Genomic DNA, 16007 nt, shown 5'->3' with positions numbered 1-16007 from the left:
CCGGTCGCTTATGTCGGCGGCGGCCGAACCCCGTTGTATGTCGACCGACGACTCCGACGGGGAGCCCGGCGAACGCAACGTCTTCGGCGGCGAACTGGCCCCCTGCGGCGGCGAGCCGACGACCGGGTACCTCCGCGACGGGTACTGCCGCGACCTCGACGGCGACGTGGGAGAACACACGCTCTGTGCGGTCGTGACGGCCGAGTTCCTGCGGTACAGCCGCGACCGCGGCAACGACCTGATCACGCCGCGCCCAGAGTTCGACTTCCCCGGGCTGGAGCCGGGCGACCGCTGGTGCCTCTGCGTCGGCCGCTGGACGGAGGCGGCCGAGGCGGGGGTCGCGCCGCCGGTCGTCCTCGAGGCCACGAACGAGTCCGTGCTGCGCGCGGTCGACGCCGACCACCTCCGCGAACACGAGTTCGACCCGGAGACGTTCGAGCCCGGGAGCCTCGACTGAGCGCGGGCGCCGCGGGCTCGACGGGCCGCCGACCGGTCACTCCGTCGCCCAGAGCCCGGCGGCGACGACCGCGGCGAGCCCCATCGACCCGGCGAGCAGTCCGAAGGCGGGTCGGAAGCCGACCGCGTCGGCGACGATGCCGACCGCGCTCGGCGCGAGCGCGCCGCCGCCCATGAGCAGCGTCCGGACGACGCCGAGCCCGCCGCCGGCGAGCCGGTCGGGCAGCGCCTCCACGAGGTAGGCGCCGCGGACCGGGCGGAAGCCGTGGGACCCGAGCCCCAGCGCGACGACGAGCGCGCCGAGCGGGACGGCGCCGGCGCCCGCGAGCGCGACGAGGCCGCCGAGCGCGGCCGTCGCGAGCCCGAGGGCGGCGACCATCACCGGGAGGCGTCCGAGGCGGTCCGAGAGGTCGCCGGAGGCGAGTTGGACGAACGTGACCGCGAACAGGGCGGAGTACAGCAGGCTCGCGGTCGTCGCGGGGAGCGCGGCCGCCTCGGAGAGGTACAGCGGGAGGAACGCGACCGTCCCGTTGTACGCGAACGAGAAGGCGACGGTCACCAGCACGAACGCCGCGAACCGCGGGTTCCGGAACAGGCGCAGGTACGCCGCGGCGCCGGGGTCGTCGTCGCCGTCGGTCGCGCCGTCGGCGGCCGCCGACCCCGAGAGCCGGACCGCGGTCGCGGCCGCGAGCCCGACCGCGAGGACGCCGGTGAGCAGGAACGGCGCCCGCCAGTCCGCGCCGGGGAGCCGCGCGAGGACCGCCGCCAACGCGGGCGGCGCCGAGAGGACGGCGACGACGACGGCGGGCGCGGCGACGCCGCCCATCGCGCCGAGCGTGTCGTGCGCGCCGAGCATCCGCCCGGTGCGCGCGGGGTAGACGCGGGCGATCAGCCGCACCGAGACGGTCTTGTGGACGCCGGTGCCCGCCCCGATGACGAGCATCGCGGCGACCAGCGCGGCGAAGGGGGCGTCGACGACGACCGCGAGGGAGCCCGCGCCGGCGACGAGCGCGCCCGCGACGATCACCCGGACCGGTCCGAGCCGGTCGGCGACCGCGCCGCTCGGGAACTGGAGGAGGGCGTACACGATCATGAACCCCGTGAACGCGGTCCCGATGACGGCGTTGCTCACGCCGTAGGCGCCTTGGATCGACTCGAACAGCGGGGGGAAGAGGTAGCGGACGAACTTCCCGAGGAACCAGACGAGCGAGACGAGGATCAGGGCGTCGTACTCGCCGATCCGGTCTCGGTTCATCGAGTCGTCGTTGACCGGTCACCGAATTAAAAGGCCGGAAGGAGGCAGAGGACCGGTCGCGACGCGACCGGTGGCGACGGCCGACCCGATCAGAACGGCCCCTTGCCGCCGCCCATCATGTCGCCGAGGCCGCCGCCCTCGCCGCCCATCTTCTTCATCATGCGCTGCATGTCGCCCTCGCCCATCCCTTGGAACTGGCCGATGGTCTCCTCCATCATCGAGTGCTGTTCCAAGAGCTGTCGGACCGTCTCCTCGTCGGTGCCGGAGCCGCGGGCGATCCGCTCCGTGCGCGACTGGCCGACGACGCGGGGGTTCTCCAGCTCCTCCTCGGTCATCGAGTCCATGATGCGCTCGAAGCGGCGCATCCGGTCTTGGGTGACGTCCATCGCGTCGTCCGGCAGCTCGTCCATCATCCCGCCGCCGAGCCCGGGGATCATGTCCATCACCTGGTCGAGCGGCCCCATCTTGTTCATCGCGTCCATCTGCCGCTTCATGTCTTTCAGGGTGAATTCCCCCTTCAGCATGTCCTCGGGGTCCCAGTCCTCGTCCTCCTCCTGGGTCTCCTGCATCGCGCGCTCGACGCGCTCGGAGAGCTGCTTGAGGTCGCCCATCCCGAGCAGCCGCGAGATGAACCCGGAGGGCTCGAAGCGCTCGATGTCTTGGACCGTCTCCCCGGTGCCGAGGAAGGCGATAGAGGAGTCGGTCTCGTTGACCGCGGTGAGCGCCCCGCCGCCCTTCGCGGTCCCGTCGAGCTTGGTGATCACGACGCCCTCGATGCCGATCGACTCCTCGAACTGCCGGGCCTGCTCCTTCGCGCCCTGGCCGATCGCGGCGTCTAAGACGAGCAGCGAGCGGTCGGGGTCGACGACGCCCTCGATCTCTTCGATCTCCGCGATCAGGTCGTCTTCGAGCGCGTGGCGGCCCGCCGTGTCGACGATGTGAACGTCGGCGTCCGCGGTCTCTTCGAGGCCCGTCCGCGCGATGTCGACCGGGTCGTCGTTGTCGGGGTTCCCGTAGAAGTCGACCTCGGCGCGCTCGCACATCTGCTTCGCCTGGTCGTACGCGCCCGGCCGGAAGGTGTCCGTCTGGATCACCGCGGGGCGGAGGCCCTTCTTCGAGAACCACCAGGCCATCTTCGCCGCGGAGGTGGTCTTCCCCGACCCCTGGAGGCCGGCGAGGAGGATCGTCTGGTTCTCTAAGGGGAGCTCGGTGGAGTCGCCGACCAGCTCGACCATCTCCTCGTAGACGATCTTGAGGACGTGGTCCTTCGCCGTGGTGCCGCCCGGCGGCTCCTCTTCGAGCGCGCGGGACTTGATCGAGTCCGACAGCTCCATCACGAGAGAGACGTCGACGTCGGCGGACAGCAGGGAGCGCTGGATCTCCTTGACGATCTCCTCGACGTCGCTCTCGGAGAGTCGGGACTTCCCCTGGAGCTTGTCGAGGCTGCTCCGCAGGGACGTGCCGAGGTCGTCGAGTACCATTTGCCGGAGATAGGCGGGCGACGCGGTAAAGCTTTGTTCGTCGGCGGTGGCGGGGGACGTCGCCGGTCGCGAGGCGAACGGCTTAGTGGCGCCCCCCGCGACCACGGATCGTTCGCGCCGATGGACCTCGACCGACTCCGCTACTACACTCGGTGGCACGCGTTCGCGAACGAGCGACGGTACCGGGCGCCGGCGGACCCGTGGGTGGTGATACGAGTCGACCCGACGGACCTGCGAGACCACAACCAGCGGCTTCGCCTCGACCGAGGGATCGGCCGCGTCGAGGGCGGTAGCTGGGACATCGACGGGCGAGAGTCGCTCCGCGAGACGGCCGTCTACCGGTCGATTCGACGGCGGTACGAGGACGGGGATCCGTGGGAGGAGACCCCCTTGTACCGCCGCGCGGAGGAGCGGTTCGAGGCCGGCGAGCGCGTCCGCGGATACGAGAGCGCCGACGAGTACCGTCGGGTCCGCCTCGCGTACCTGGACGACCTGATCCGGTCGATCGAAGCGGAGGGGTATCGACCGAACGCCGAGGCCGAGCACGAACCCGCATCGGCCGAGAACGACTTCGAGAATGCGTACGTCCACCGGCTCGAGCCGGTCGTCGCGATCGGGCGGAACGGGGAAGTCCAGCTGTGCGAGGGGTTCCATCGGGCGGCAGTCGCATCCGTGCTCGAAATAGACGAAATGCCGGTGAACGTCCTGTGCCGCCACGAGGAGTGGCAAGAGGTTCGTGATCGGATCGCTTCCGATTCGTCCGCGGCACAGGACCGGGAGCCGCCGATCGATCCCCGCGATCACCCGGACTTACGCGGGCTCTCGCGGGACAGAACCCGATAACCGGTCACGCGGAATATACGGTCAGCGACGAGAAGTACGTCGAGTAGAACCCCTCGTCGAAGCTGACCAGCCCGTCGCAGTCGAGGTCGGCGTGCGCACCGATGAGGAAGTCGGCCGCGACGTGCTGACGCGGCGAGAGCGACTCGCCGCACGCCTCGCAGTCAACCGACCGCTTCTCGCCGCACGCGGGACACTGGATTCCGTCCGGGCGACGGTCCACGTATTCCCGGAACCGCTCGCCCGCGGCGAAGCGCGCCTCGCGCGAGGGCTCGACCACGTCGACGCTGAAGTCCGCGAGGAACCGATCGAGGTCAGCCGGCGACTCGAAGCGACCGTCGGCCGCGAGCTCGGCGTAGACGACGGGCGCGGCAACGACCGCTCCGTCTCGATACGCGCGCCTGAGCGCCGCCTCGCTTGCGTCAGCGTGTTCGTCGTCGTACAGCAGCGCGAGGAACGCGTTCGTGTCGATCGCCGTCGTCACGAGTCGGCGCCCGTCGTCTCGTCGTCGGAACCCTCGTTGGTTTCTGGCAAATCATCGACCTCTCGCGGGTACTCGCCGCGGAGTCGACGCATCCGCTCCGGCATCGTCTCGTCGCTGTCGGCGCTTCCGCGATGCTTCTCGAAGGGGTCGTCGCCGTCTTCTGTGGTCGGCGCCCGCTTCTGGAGCCGATACTCGGATCCGACGCGCTCGAAGTCGACCTCGTCCCCGGGCTCTATTCCGAGCGCGTCGCGGATCTCCTTCGGGATCGTGACCTGTCCCTTCGTGGTGACGCGAGGCATGCTACTGTTATACTTTGTGAGTATTACAGTATAAGTATTACTCAGTGGTTCAGGGGGTACCGGTTCCGAGGCACCCTCAGTCGTCGACGAGCCGCGCGCCCGCGGCGTCGATCCGGCAGGCCTCGGGGTCGTAGCCCGCGTCGGAGAGCCCGGTGCCGAGCGCGAAGGCGGTGCGGCCGAGCATCGCCATCGCGGCCTCGCCGCCGGCCGCGTCGACCGCGTCGATCGCCTCGGCGGCCTCGGGGACGAGGAGGTCCGCCTCGCGGGCGAACCCGCGGGCCGCGTCCATCAGCGTCGGGAGGCGCGGATCGGCGCGGAGCCGGTCGAGCGCGTCCTCCCCGGCCGCCGTGAGCGCGTCGGTGTCGCCGCCGAGGACCGCCTCGGTCGACAGTTCGCCGAACGTGACGTACTCGACGCGCGCGGTCGCCGGCACGCCGTCGAGTTCGCCGACCCCCGGCGCGCCCGGTTCCAACCGGACCGGGAGCCCGCCGCGCGCCTGCGCGACCACGTCGCCGAGCCCGGTCCCGCGACCGACCTCCGCGGCGTGGGCGACTCGGACGAGGTCGTTCTCGGACCGGCCGCGGTCGAGCGCGTCGTTCGCGGCGAGGGCGGCCCCCAGCGCCGCGGCGCCGGAGACGCCGAAGCCCGCGCCGATCGGGAGGTCGGTCTCGACCGCCGCGTCGGCGCCGAGCGCGTCTAATTCCGCGAGCACGTCGTCGACCGCACCGATCGACCCGGCCTCGCCGTCGATGGTGCGCGAACCGGTGTCCGCGTTCGCGTCGCGATCGCTCGCGTCGGCCGTGATACCGTCGTCCGCTTCGCCGTTCTCCGCCGTCGCGTCGACCGCGCCGTCCGGCGCCGACACCCGAACGGTCACGCCGTCGGTGAGCGTCAGGCCCGCGCCGCGCGATCCGGCGACCGACGGGTCGTCGGCCGGGTGCGCGCTGAAGAAGGCGGTGACGTGGCCCGGGACGAACGCGGTCGCCCGCTGGCTGCTCATGTGCCCGCCGACGAGCGGGCCGCGATTAACGGTTGTTATCCCGACCGGAGCGGTCGCGGACCGGGGGACGGCTCGGCCGACGGGGGCGCTCGGGGCGACACCGCAGGCCTAAGTACCGGCCGGTCGAAGCCGGGCCGTATGCGAAACCAGTTGCGCCCCGTCCTCGCGGCCCTGCTCGCGCTGGTCTTCCCGGGGCTCGGCCACCTCGCGTTGCGCCGGTGGGGGCGGGCGCTGCTGTGGCACCTGACGATCGTCGGCGGCGGGGTCGCGCTGTTCGCGCTGTACGACGTAGAGCCCGTCGACCCGCTGGCCGACCCCGCGGCGCTGACGGCGGCGGTCCCGACCGACGTGACGCTGCCCATCGTGCTCCTGTCCGCGCTGTCGGCGCTCGACGCGTACCTCGTCGGCCGCGCCGAGGCGATGCGGCGGCGGGCCGCGAGCGCCGACGGCGACGAGGGCCCGGGAGGCGTCCAGTCCCCGCCGCCGGCGGCCGCGACCGGCGAGGACGGCGAGACGGTGGAGGTGGCCTGTCCCAACTGCGGCAAGGAGGTCGACGCCGACCTCGACTTCTGTCACTGGTGTACCGAACCGCTCCCGTGGGCCGAGTCGGACGCCCGGTGACGCGGACGGCCCCACCGCTACCGAGAGACTGATTGCTCCGCCGCCCCGCGTGCCCGTGAACGGATGACCGGTGAGTCGCGATGACCGCGTCGGCCGCCGGGTTCGTCGGGGTGGCCGGGCTCGTCGGCGGCGCCGCGCTCGCCGCGTTCGCGGTGCTGCTTCCGGTCTGCGTCGGTCCGGACCGCATGCGGGCCGTCCTCTCGGACCGCGACCTGCTCCGCGAGCGCGCCGTCGGGATCGCGCCGTACGTCGCGGGGCTCGCCCTCGTCCTCGCCGTCAACAAGGGGTCGATCCGGCGGATCGAGGCGTTCTCCTTCGAGTACGGCTACCGCGCGACGACCGCCGTCTACGCGATAGAGGGCGACCTCGTGGCCGCGATACAGGACGCGGTCCCGCGGGCCGCGGTGTACTACTTCGGCCCGATGTACGTCGTCGGCTACGTCGTGCTGGTCGCGTTCCCGGTCGCGGCGTACGCGTTCGCCGAACGGCTGCGCCCGCTGAAGCGGCTGGTCGCGGCGTACGCGGTCAACTACGCGGTGGCGATCGCCTGCTACGCCGGGGTCGTCGCGTACGGTCCGCGCAACTACCCGACCGCGCCGGGCGCCGACCCGGGCGCGGCCCCCGTCGAGCCGCTGCTCCTCGACTGGTTCGGGGGAGTCACCCAGCTCACCTCGCAGGTGAACGCCGCCACGAACGTCTTCCCCTCCCTCCACGCCGCGCTGTCTGTGACCGTGTTCCTCGCCGCCGTCTCGACCCACGAGGAGTTCCCGTGGTGGACCTACGTCGCGGGGGCGCTGGCGGGCAGCATCGTCGTCGCGACCGTGTTCCTCGGCATCCACTGGGTCACGGACGTCGTCGCCGGCGGCGTCCTCGCGGCGGGGAGCGTCGCGGCGGCGAACCGGATCGTCGGCTGAGCGGCGGGGCGGCTGACTCGCCGTGAGCGGGGGATCCGAACCGGCTCGCCGTGAGCAGGGCCCGAACCGGCTCGCCGTCGGGCCCGCCGGCGCGGTAGTTTCTCACCGCTGATAACTGAGGGCCAACTATCATATAACCCCGCCGCGACAGTGCCGGTACGGACGCGAACGACGGACGGAACATGAGTCTGAATCCACGACGGTACGACGTACGGGAGCTGCGCCGGATCGCGGACGCACCGCGAGACGGTGCGGACGGAGCGCCTCGGGAGCGGGCGCTCCGGCGGCCGAACCGGAACCGAGCCGAGCAGGCGGCGCGTTCGGCGGTGTTCACGGAGCTGCTCCAGCGTCGGCGTGGTGCGCGGTTGAACGGCGGGGGCGCGGGAGAGAAGCCGTACCTGACGGCGATCCCGGCGTCGCCGGCGGCGGAACGCGAGCTCGGCGAGTGGCTCGGCTACCTCGTCGACGTCGGCGGTCACGTGCGGGCCCGAGACGCGCTGTCCTACTACGGCGAGCTCGACTGGGTCGGCGACGACGCGGTCGCGGCGCTGACGCGCCGCCTCGAGGGGTTCGACGCCCCGACGCGCGACCGGCCGTTCACGCCCGCGGACCACCGGATCAGCCTCGTCTCCATCGTCCGGATCGCTTCGTGTGCGAGTGACCAATGAGCGACGACGAATCCACGGACATCAACGAATCGGACGAATCGGCGGCGGTCGGCGTGAAATTAGGCAGCACCCGAACGGTGCTCGACATCCCCGACGGGCGGGGCGGCCGCGAACGCCACTCGGTGCTGACCTGCCTGGCGACTTACGAGGACGCCATCACCGGCGAGGAGAAGGTGCTGTTCGGGGAGGAGGCGGCGGTCGAGTACCCCGACCGCGTGCGCTTCATGCTGCGCTCGGGGCTCCCCGAGGACGACGACAGCGTCGCCGACGCCGAGCGCTTCTTCGAGGCGGTCGTGGACGCCCACGACGTGCCCGAGGACAGCGCGGTCGTCTACGCCGTGCCGACCATCGACAACGAGGCCGGCGTTGAGAACCTCAAGTCGGTGATCGAAGGCTCCTCCATCGGCGGCGTCGAGACGCGGAGCTACCCCGAGTCGCTGTGCGGGGCGATCCCCGCCTACGGCGACGACCTCGACGCGATCGACGAGGTGTTCGTGTCAGTGAACCTCGGCTCGACGACGATGGAGGCGTGCGCCTACCGGCGCGGCGAGCAGCTCTCGCCGTTCTCGACCGGCTCGGTGACGGGCAACGAGGTCGACCGCCGCATCGTCGCGGCCGTCGAGGAGGAGACGCAGGGGCGCGTCCACATCGACCGGACGACCGCTCGGGAGTACAAGGAGCAGCACGGCGACGTGTACGACTTCGAGCCGTTCACCGACGTGGTCCAGCAGCCGGGCGGCGGGAGCCACGAGTTCACCGTCGACCGCGGCGTCCAGGAGCCGATCGACCGGTACATCGACGAGGCGGTCGACGTCGTCGCCAACGAGTTCCTCCCCGAACTCGCGAACGACCACATGAAACCCTACCAGCTGGCGCTCGGACGCCCGCTCGCCATCACCGGCGGCATGGCGTGTATCCCCGGGCTCACCGAGGAGTTCGAGAAGCGCCTCAGCGAGGAGCTCGACCGCGACGTCGAGGTCGTCTCGCCCGAGGACCCCGCGACCGCGGCCGCGGACGGCGCGGCGCGCATCGCGGCGCGGCTCGTCTGAGCGGCGCGCGAGCGGTCCGGTTTTTTTACCAATTTTAATTCTCACAGCGGCCGATCCGCGCTCCGCCGATCGAGGCCAACGCGGTGGCGCTCGCAGACACGTGCGGGGGACTGCGGCGACCGGAGCGAAGCGGAGGGAACCGCGAGGCTGGGGAGGTGTGAGGCTGTGCGGTACGGCTGGGGCTTTGGAGGTGTTCGCGGTCGATCCACTATCAATTATTCAGCTCTGGTGAGATCTTCAGCAGGTGATATGTTCTTCGAGCCGTGCCGAATACAGTGCGCGTATCGGTCAGTGGTCACTCGTTACTCACGGGAGCCTAGAGCGATAGACAGGGGGGCGGTACCGGTACGAGGCGAACCAGGCGACCCTTCCAGCGGACTCGCCGGCAACGCCGTCCACAAGAGACTTGCCGGGAGAGCAGGCATTGCCGCACATATGGAAAAGCCCTCCTGGACGCGTCGAACCCTGCTCCGTCGCGGGAAGACGGCCGCCACGACGGCAACGCTCGTCGGCCTGGCTGGCTGTTCGGGGGTCGGGTCAGTCATCGACGGGAGCCCCGACATTCCCTACCCCGCCACGTGGCTCCCAGCGCCTGATCGCGTCTTCGCTTCGGACACCGACCCGGCCCAACGCTGGTACCCGTTCCGCGTCCGGCGTTTCGACGAGCTAGCAACGTATCTACAGGACCGGGGAGCGTCCTTCGAGTCGACGGCGCTGTATCAAGACGGCAAAGCGCACCCGGTACTCGACATCGAGCCGAGCCGAGCAGCAATGGAGATTCGTGCCGGCGGACGAGGACTGTCCGTACTGGAGACGGACCTCCTCGCCGAGGAAATCGTCGAAGAGTTCCAGACCCCCGAATCGGGTGAGCCCATTCAGAAGGCGTTCGAACCGCTCGACGAGTACGAAGGGTATCGCCTGTTCGGTGCCCCCGACACCGACTGAGTCGTCGGCATCAAGGCCGGGGTCGTTGTCGAGGCCTTCGCCAGTATGGCACCCGACCCGCTGGGCGATAAGCGTGCGGCCGTCGAGGCGATCATCGATGCCCGTGACGGCGAGGGACGGTACACTGCCACGGACGAAACGCTGGCGGGTGTTGTCCGTCGACTTGGCACCGGGATGACTGTCCGCGCCGAGCCACCTGGCGTCGAGGTCGCCGACGCCGACGGGGAACCGGCGGCGAGCGGCACCGCTCACACGAGTGCCGAGACGGAGAATGCCACACGAGTTCTCGCGTTCGAGACCCGGGAGGACGCGGAGACGTTCGCCGCTGACCCGCAGTCGGAGCAAATGCGCTCGTGGGAGGACATAGCGGTCTCTCGTGACGGCCGGTTCGTGACGATTACCGGCACGAGCCACCCAGCATAATTGTCGCCGTACGCAGCGGACCGAGGGCGGAACAATCGGGAATCGACTAGTTATACGCCAAAGAGGCGCTCGGCGTCGATCGCCTGTCGGCGGTAGATGCCGCGACCCTTCAGCCGCGGGACCTTGTGACGGTGGAGCCGCTCCGCCTCGGTGTCGTATACGAGCGGGAACACGTTCGTCCGTCGCTTCGCGACCGTGAACCCGGACATCGCGTCGAGCAGCGACGCGTCCGGGTCCGGCGTCGCGAGCGTCACGTAGCCGACGGGCGTCGGCGCCTCGCCGCCGTCGGCGCGTCCCGGTCGGGGGTCGACGGTGTCGGCCAGCACGTCGCGGAACGCCGCCGCGGCGTCGAGCAGCGTCTCCGCGTCCGCCCCGTCGGCCTCGACGAGCGTCGCCAGCACGACCACCTCGCCGACCGTGTCGTCCGTCTCGCGCGCCGTCCACAGCCGGTCGAACTCGTCCGTCCGCCCGTCGACCGCCTCGAAGCCGTGTTCGCGCCGGTTCGCCGCGACCTCTGCCCGGTAATCGGAGATGTCCATGGGACACCCACGATCCGCATGGTAAAAAATGACACACACGATCGGCGGGCGGATCCCCGACAACAACGCTATACCCTCACTGGTGCTGTCGGACCGATGACACCGACTCGACGGCGGTACCTCCGGGGTGTGGGCGGAGCGAGCGCGGGCGGACTGATCGCGCTCGCCGGGTGTGCGTCGACGGGCCCGGACGGCGACGGGTCCGACAGCGACGGCCTACCGGGGTCGGACGGGAACGACGGCGACGCCGGCGGGACGCGCCCCGAGGGGACCGGCGGCCCGGGCGTCTTGATCGTCGCCACCGACGGCGACATGGACTTCCCGGTCCAGCCGAGCGTGGAGGTCACGAGCGAGGCCGCGACGACCGACCACCCGCCGCAGCTACGCACGACGCTGACGAACGCGGGCGACGAACGGGTGCGCGTCGGCGAGAGGGCGCGCCGTCCACTTCGAGTACGTCTCCGACGGGAGCAACGCGCTCGTCTGCCTGCCGGCCGACGGCGAGTATCCCGCCGAACCCGACTGCTGGCGGCTGACCGACGCGATCGCCACGACCGAGGAGTCCCGGACGTTCGCGCTCGACCCCGGCGAGTCGAGCGAGCGGCTCGTCGGCCTGTACGCGACGCCCGGCGAGGACGCCTGTCTCCCGGTGGGCGAGTACCGGTTCGAGACGACGATGGCGGTCGTGTCCGACGACGCCGAGCCCCGGTCGTCGGCGGCGTGGGGGTTCTCGGTAGTGCTGGAGTGAGTGCCCGTCGCCGATGCCCGCCCCTCGGCGCCGACGCGCGGAATACATAGCGCTCTATAGCCCTCTTAGGAAGCGTTAATCGGGCGCGCCGGGACGCACGGGTATGAACGACGACGACGTCGTGACGTTCGGGTTCGTCTGCGTCCAGAACGCCGGTCGCAGCCAGATGTCGGCGGCGTTCGCGGAGCGCGAGCGCCGCGAGCGCGGCCTCGACGACCGCGTCGAGGTCGTCACCGGCGGCACGCATCCGGCCGACGAGGTCCATCCCGAGGTCGTGGAAGCGATGGGAGAGCTCGATATCGACCTCTCCGATCGCGTCCCCCGCGAGGTCTCGACCGCGGAGCTGAACGCCTGCGACGTCGTCGCCACCATGGGGTGCTCGACGCTGACGCTCGCCGACGGCGTCGACGCCCGCGACTGGGCGCTCGACGACCCGCACGGGCAGGAAATCGAGCGCGTCCGCGAGATCCGCGACGAGATAGAGGTGCGAGTCGTCGCCCTCTTCGACGAGTTCTTCGACGAGGCGTAGAGGGTGTCGAACGGCGGGGCCCACAAGTCGGCCGGAAATAGTCCCGGGCGGATTCGAACCGCCGTCAATGGCTGACTTCGGGTATCCGACGGGGCGTTCCAGCAGAAACGCCCAACAGCCGCGTTTGAGCAGCGAACGCGGACGGATTCCCTCCAAAGGCCATTATGATTGGCCACTACACCACGGGACTGCGAGTTCGGCTAACCGGCGGGCACTCAAGTACGTTACTCTCCGCGGCGCGTCGGGGGCGTCCCCCGACTACGCGCCCTCCTCGATCCGGTCGAAGCGCTCCTCGAAGTTCTCCCGGCAGGAGCCGCAACAGAAGTGGTACAGCGTCCCGTCGATCCGGGCCGACTCCCCCTCGGCGGTGACGGTGTTCCCGCACTCGACGCACTCGACCGCGAGGTCCGCGTCGCCGACGGCGGGCGACCAGTCGTGGGCGTCGAGCGGCCGCACCGACAACTCGGTCACGGCGTCCAGGCCGACCGCGTCGTCGACGAGGTCGCGGGCGGTCCCCTCCTCGACGCGCGCGACGACCGTCACCTCGCCGTCGGCGGTGAGGAAGGCGTGCTCGACGCGCTCGTGGGCGGCGACCGACTCGTGGACGCGCTCGGCGTCCGCGGGCGCGACGGCGAGCGTCGCGAGGACCCGCAGCCCGTCGGAGAGCGCGTCGCCGTCGATCCGGAGGGTGAACCCCTCGATCACGCCCACCTCGCGGAGGCGGTCGACGCGGTCGGACACCGCGGGCGCCGACAGGTCCACGCGCTCGGCGATGTCGCTGTACGGGCGCCGCGCGTCGGCCAGCAGCAGCCGGATGATCTCTCGGTCCGTCTCGTCGAGGGTGCGCATGGGCGGGCGTTCGACCGGCGCGGTCAAAAGCGGTCCGACGGTCGAGCGACGCGAGAGCGACCCCGGGAACCGGTCGCCTGCGGGGACGACGGAAAGGCAGTTGTGTCCGCGGCGGCTACGCCCGGACATGACGACGGTAAACGTCGACGGCATGTCGTGTACCGGCTGCGAGGACAACGTGACCGACGCGCTCGGTGAGCTGCCGGGCGTCGAGTCCGCGAGCGCCGACCACGAGGCGGGGACCGCGACCGTCGAGGGCGACGTGGACGTCGACGCCGTCGTGGCCGCCATCGAGGACGCCGGCTACGAGGCATCGGCGTAGGCGACGGCGTCGAGCCCGCGGAGCGTCGGCGCCCGCCTCGGCGGCCCGCTCAGACGGAGCCGGACCGGTCGGTCGGCTCGGCGCCCGCCGAGGGGCGCTCGCGGGCGGCCGCGACGCCGACAGCGGTGCCGAACGCCGCCCCGAGACCGATGCCGAGCCCCGTCCAGAAGGCGAGGTCGCCGGTCGTCGCGCCCACCGCGAGTCCGGTGCCGGCGCCGAGCGCGTGGCCGAGTCCGAGCCCGAGCGCGATCGTGCCGTTGCTACTCGTTGCCATGACCTACACACGCACACCGCGAGCATAGCCCTTGCGCCCGGCGGGACCGGTGCGACCGGCGCGACCGAGCGTCCCGGGATCGCCGCACCTATGTCCCGGAGTCGCGCTCGCGGTGACATGGACACCGTACTTGTCACGGGAAGCGCCGGCGGCGTCGGCGCGCGCACGGTCGACGCGCTCGCCGACGCGGGCCGCGAGGTCGTCGCCGTCGACCGGCGGACGCCCCCGAGCGACGAGCGCCGCGACGGCGTCGACTACGCGGCGGCGGACCTCACCGACTACGGGGAGACGCGACAGGTGATCGGGGCGGCCGCGCCCGACGCGGTCGTCCACCTCGCCGCGATCCCGCACCCCGAGGACCACGCCGGCTCGCGGGTGTTCGCGAACAACGTCGAGAGCGCGTACAACGTCTTCGACGCGGCCGGCGCCGCGGGCGCCCGGATCGCGTGGGCGTCGAGCGAGAGCTGCTACGGCACCGTCTTCGCCGACGGCGACTGGCTCCCCGAGCGCCTCCCGATCGACGAGGCGACGCCGACGGAGCCGGAGGACCCGTACGGCCTCTCGAAGGTCGTCGGCGAGGAGGTCGCGGCCGCGGCCGCCCGCCGCCACGGCGTCCCCGTCGTCTCGCTGCGCCTCTCGTGGGTGACCTACCCGGGCGGCGAGCGGCGCCGCGAGGCGCGGGAGACGTTCGACCCCGCGACCGCCGAGCCGAGCGGCAACTGCTGGTCGTACGTCGACGTGCGGGATGCGGTCTCGGCGATCGAGGCCGCGATCGACCCAGAGACCGATATCGAGGGCCACGAGGCGGTGCTGATCGTCGCCGCGGAGAACTTCCTCGGCCGCGACACCGCCGCGACGATCGAGGCGGTCCGCGGCGACCTCCCCGCCGACTGCGACCTCGACGGCGACGAGTCCGTCTTCGACTGTACGAAGGCCGAGCGGCTGCTCGGGTGGGAGCCGGCACACTCCTGGCGCGACGACGAGGCGAACGCGGACGAAAACGGCTGAATCGCGGTCGGTGACGGCGAGTGCGGCCAGGAGGTCAGTCCCGCTCGTCCCGCCCGTCGGACCCCGTCGCGTCGGCGGTGGAACCGTCGAGGTCGGCGGCGTCGAGGTCGGCGTCCGGCGAGTCGCCGTCCTCGGCCGGCGTCGAGGCGGTCGCGGCCGAGTCCGGACTGACCGCGGCCGTCGCTCCCGGGGCGGGGCCGGCGACCGCCTCGCCGTCGGCGGGGCCGTCGCCCGTCGCCGGCGCGGGCGGGCGGTAGGTGTAGACGAACTCGCCGGCGACCGCGTGGAAGGCGCCGGTCTCGGGGTCCTCGACGACGCCGGTGTCGTTGTCGATCGCGAAGTCGACGAGGTCGCGCAGCGACCCGGCCTCGGCGGTCGGACGCTCGTGGACCGACGCGGGGAGCCGGAACGTCGTGATCCACTCCGCGAACTCCGAGCGGTCGTCGCGGTACGAGAGGTACGCGCGCTCCGCCTCGGTGAGCGCGAGGTCGTACTCCCGTCTCGCGTAGGTGACGCCGCCGGCGCCCGCGAGGCCGACGAGCAGGAGGAGGGGGCCGCCGAACGACCGGAGCGCGCCGTACTCCCGGTCGACGGTCTCCGGCTCGGTCCGCTCGGTCGTGTCGGACTGGACGCCGGGCTCGGAGACCGAGTAGGTGTCGCCACCGTGGGTGACCGTCATGTCGAGCGTCTGCGTCGAGGCCGTCGGTACGCCCCCGATCGACCCGTCGACCGCGACCTCGGTCGTGACGAACGTCTCCGTCTCGCCCGGCGAGGCGCCGAGCTGCTCTTCGATCGCGGCCACGCGGCCGTCTATCGCCGTGCTGTTGAGCGTAAAGGAGGCGTTCACGGTCTCGCCGGGCGCGACGCCCGAGGCCGTCTCCGACGCGATCGGCTCCGTTTCGCGCCAGTAGACGGTCCCCTCCTCGCCGACGTTGCGGATCACGAGCGCGGAGTCGACCTGGACGGTCACGTTCTCCGCGGTCGACGTGCGGTAGCTCGTCGCCACGCTCACGTCGAGCTCCGGCGCCACCCGCGTGAAGTACGTGTCGCGCCCGTCGAGCACGCGCCCGGTCTCGAAGACGGCGTTCGGCTCCGTCACCGTCGCGCTGTGGCGGTACTCGCTCTCGACGGTGAGCGACGAGACCGTCCGCTGCTCCGTCTCCGTCTCGGGGTCGACGTGCGTCGTGTACACGAGCCCCGCCCCGACCGCGACGAGGAGGAGACAGACCGCGAGGATCGCGGTGGACTGTGCGTTCAGTACGGCGCGGAGTCGGAGTCGACGTTCGTCGGGCGCTGAAGACAT

General features: G+C 71.4%; 20 protein-coding genes, 1 tRNA gene and 1 pseudogene. 12 read left to right on the top strand and 10 right to left on the bottom strand.

Annotation, left to right across the window (positions count from 1 at the left end):
- The first annotated feature begins 37 nt into the window (after window positions 1–37).
- Window positions 38–457, top strand: a complete 420-nt coding sequence (locus EXE48_RS00455) for a DUF2237 family protein (protein WP_053771760.1) — start codon at window positions 38–40, stop codon at window positions 455–457.
- A 36-nt stretch (window positions 458–493) separates the two neighbouring features.
- Here the strand turns inward: EXE48_RS00455 and EXE48_RS00450 are convergent, their stop codons facing one another.
- Window positions 494–1711, bottom strand: coding sequence for an MFS transporter (locus EXE48_RS00450; RefSeq protein ID WP_137710557.1), 1218 nt, complete (start codon window positions 1709–1711; stop codon window positions 494–496).
- Between the two features lie 89 nt (window positions 1712–1800).
- Window positions 1801–3192: a signal recognition particle protein Srp54 gene (locus EXE48_RS00445; protein WP_053771762.1), complete on the bottom strand. Its 1392-nt coding sequence runs from the start codon at window positions 3190–3192 to the stop codon at window positions 1801–1803.
- A 120-nt stretch (window positions 3193–3312) separates the two neighbouring features.
- Here EXE48_RS00445 and EXE48_RS00440 point away from each other — a divergent pair, with 120 nt between their 5' ends.
- Window positions 3313–4035: a hypothetical protein gene (locus EXE48_RS00440; RefSeq protein WP_137710556.1), complete on the top strand. Its 723-nt coding sequence runs from the start codon at window positions 3313–3315 to the stop codon at window positions 4033–4035.
- A 4-nt stretch (window positions 4036–4039) separates the two neighbouring features.
- Here the strand turns inward: EXE48_RS00440 and EXE48_RS00435 are convergent, their stop codons facing one another.
- From EXE48_RS00435 to EXE48_RS00425, 3 genes are all read right to left on the bottom strand, one after another.
- Window positions 4040–4516, bottom strand: a complete 477-nt coding sequence (locus tag EXE48_RS00435; protein ID WP_199236330.1) for a PIN domain-containing protein — start codon at window positions 4514–4516, stop codon at window positions 4040–4042.
- Window positions 4513–4815, bottom strand: coding sequence for an AbrB/MazE/SpoVT family DNA-binding domain-containing protein (locus EXE48_RS00430; protein ID WP_137704738.1), 303 nt, complete (start codon window positions 4813–4815; stop codon window positions 4513–4515). The genes EXE48_RS00435 and EXE48_RS00430 overlap by 4 nt, the downstream gene beginning before the upstream one ends.
- 76 nt (window positions 4816–4891) lie before the next feature.
- Window positions 4892–5815 (bottom strand): pantoate kinase, encoded by a 924-nt coding sequence (locus EXE48_RS00425; protein WP_137704737.1) that lies wholly within the window; start codon window positions 5813–5815, stop codon window positions 4892–4894.
- A 138-nt stretch (window positions 5816–5953) separates the two neighbouring features.
- On the opposite strand from EXE48_RS00425, the gene EXE48_RS00420 reads away from it, so the two are divergent.
- From EXE48_RS00420 to EXE48_RS00395, 6 genes are all read left to right on the top strand, one after another.
- Entirely contained in the window at window positions 5954–6436 is a 483-nt protein-coding gene (locus tag EXE48_RS00420; protein ID WP_137710555.1) for a zinc ribbon domain-containing protein, read from the top strand.
- 80 nt (window positions 6437–6516) lie between these two features.
- Window positions 6517–7350, top strand: a complete 834-nt coding sequence (locus tag EXE48_RS00415) for a phosphatase PAP2 family protein (protein ID WP_053771765.1) — start codon at window positions 6517–6519, stop codon at window positions 7348–7350.
- A gap of 182 nt (window positions 7351–7532) precedes the next feature.
- Window positions 7533–8018 (top strand): FlaD/FlaE family flagellar protein, encoded by a 486-nt coding sequence (locus EXE48_RS00410; protein ID WP_053771766.1) that lies wholly within the window; start codon window positions 7533–7535, stop codon window positions 8016–8018.
- Window positions 8015–9067 (top strand): actin-like salactin, encoded by a 1053-nt coding sequence (locus tag EXE48_RS00405; RefSeq protein ID WP_121561684.1) that lies wholly within the window; start codon window positions 8015–8017, stop codon window positions 9065–9067. Before EXE48_RS00410 ends, EXE48_RS00405 begins: the two co-directional genes overlap by 4 nt.
- Before the next feature lie 435 nt (window positions 9068–9502).
- Window positions 9503–10012, top strand: coding sequence for a hypothetical protein (locus tag EXE48_RS00400; protein WP_137710554.1), 510 nt, complete (start codon window positions 9503–9505; stop codon window positions 10010–10012).
- Between the two features lie 45 nt (window positions 10013–10057).
- A complete protein-coding gene (locus EXE48_RS00395; protein WP_121599281.1) occupies window positions 10058–10435 on the top strand; it encodes a hypothetical protein in 378 nt (125 codons plus the stop codon).
- 50 nt (window positions 10436–10485) lie between these two features.
- Here EXE48_RS00395 and EXE48_RS00390 read toward each other — a convergent pair whose 3' ends face one another.
- Complete coding sequence (locus EXE48_RS00390) at window positions 10486–10974, bottom strand: hypothetical protein (protein ID WP_121599282.1); 489 nt, start codon at window positions 10972–10974, stop codon at window positions 10486–10488.
- 96 nt (window positions 10975–11070) lie between these two features.
- Here EXE48_RS00390 and EXE48_RS00385 point away from each other — a divergent pair.
- Window positions 11071–11722, top strand: a pseudogene (locus EXE48_RS00385) (hypothetical protein).
- 103 nt (window positions 11723–11825) lie between these two features.
- Window positions 11826–12251: a low molecular weight phosphatase family protein gene (locus tag EXE48_RS00380; RefSeq protein ID WP_137710553.1), complete on the top strand. Its 426-nt coding sequence runs from the start codon at window positions 11826–11828 to the stop codon at window positions 12249–12251.
- Window positions 12252–12289: 38 nt separating this feature from the next.
- On the opposite strand, the gene EXE48_RS00375 is transcribed toward EXE48_RS00380, so the two are convergent.
- Together EXE48_RS00375 and EXE48_RS00370 are read right to left on the bottom strand one after the other, a co-directional pair.
- Window positions 12290–12441: transfer RNA gene (locus EXE48_RS00375), tRNA-Gln, on the bottom strand.
- A 68-nt stretch (window positions 12442–12509) separates the two neighbouring features.
- On the bottom strand, window positions 12510–13100 hold the full coding sequence (locus EXE48_RS00370) for an AsnC family transcriptional regulator (protein WP_053771771.1): 591 nt from the start codon (window positions 13098–13100) through the stop codon (window positions 12510–12512).
- Between the two features lie 127 nt (window positions 13101–13227).
- Here EXE48_RS00370 and EXE48_RS00365 point away from each other — a divergent pair, with 127 nt between their 5' ends.
- Window positions 13228–13422, top strand: coding sequence for a heavy-metal-associated domain-containing protein (locus EXE48_RS00365; protein WP_053771772.1), 195 nt, complete (start codon window positions 13228–13230; stop codon window positions 13420–13422).
- Between the two features lie 49 nt (window positions 13423–13471).
- Here the strand turns inward: EXE48_RS00365 and EXE48_RS00360 are convergent, their stop codons facing one another.
- Window positions 13472–13696, bottom strand: a complete 225-nt coding sequence (locus tag EXE48_RS00360; RefSeq protein ID WP_053771773.1) for a hypothetical protein — start codon at window positions 13694–13696, stop codon at window positions 13472–13474.
- 117 nt (window positions 13697–13813) lie between these two features.
- Here EXE48_RS00360 and EXE48_RS00355 point away from each other — a divergent pair, with 117 nt between their 5' ends.
- Window positions 13814–14704 (top strand): NAD-dependent epimerase/dehydratase family protein, encoded by an 891-nt coding sequence (locus EXE48_RS00355; RefSeq protein ID WP_137710552.1) that lies wholly within the window; start codon window positions 13814–13816, stop codon window positions 14702–14704.
- A gap of 34 nt (window positions 14705–14738) precedes the next feature.
- Here the strand turns inward: EXE48_RS00355 and EXE48_RS00350 are convergent, their stop codons facing one another.
- The gene (locus tag EXE48_RS00350; protein WP_137710551.1) at window positions 14739–16007 is read right to left on the bottom strand and encodes a DUF5305 domain-containing protein; all 1269 of its coding nucleotides are present in this window, start codon (window positions 16005–16007) and stop codon (window positions 14739–14741) included.

The sequence above is a fragment of the Halorubrum sp. ASP1 genome, assembly GCF_005435135.1.
GTDB classification, from domain to species: Archaea; Halobacteriota; Halobacteria; order Halobacteriales; family Haloferacaceae; genus Halorubrum; species Halorubrum tropicale.
This window is presented reverse-complemented; position numbering and strand designations above follow the sequence as displayed.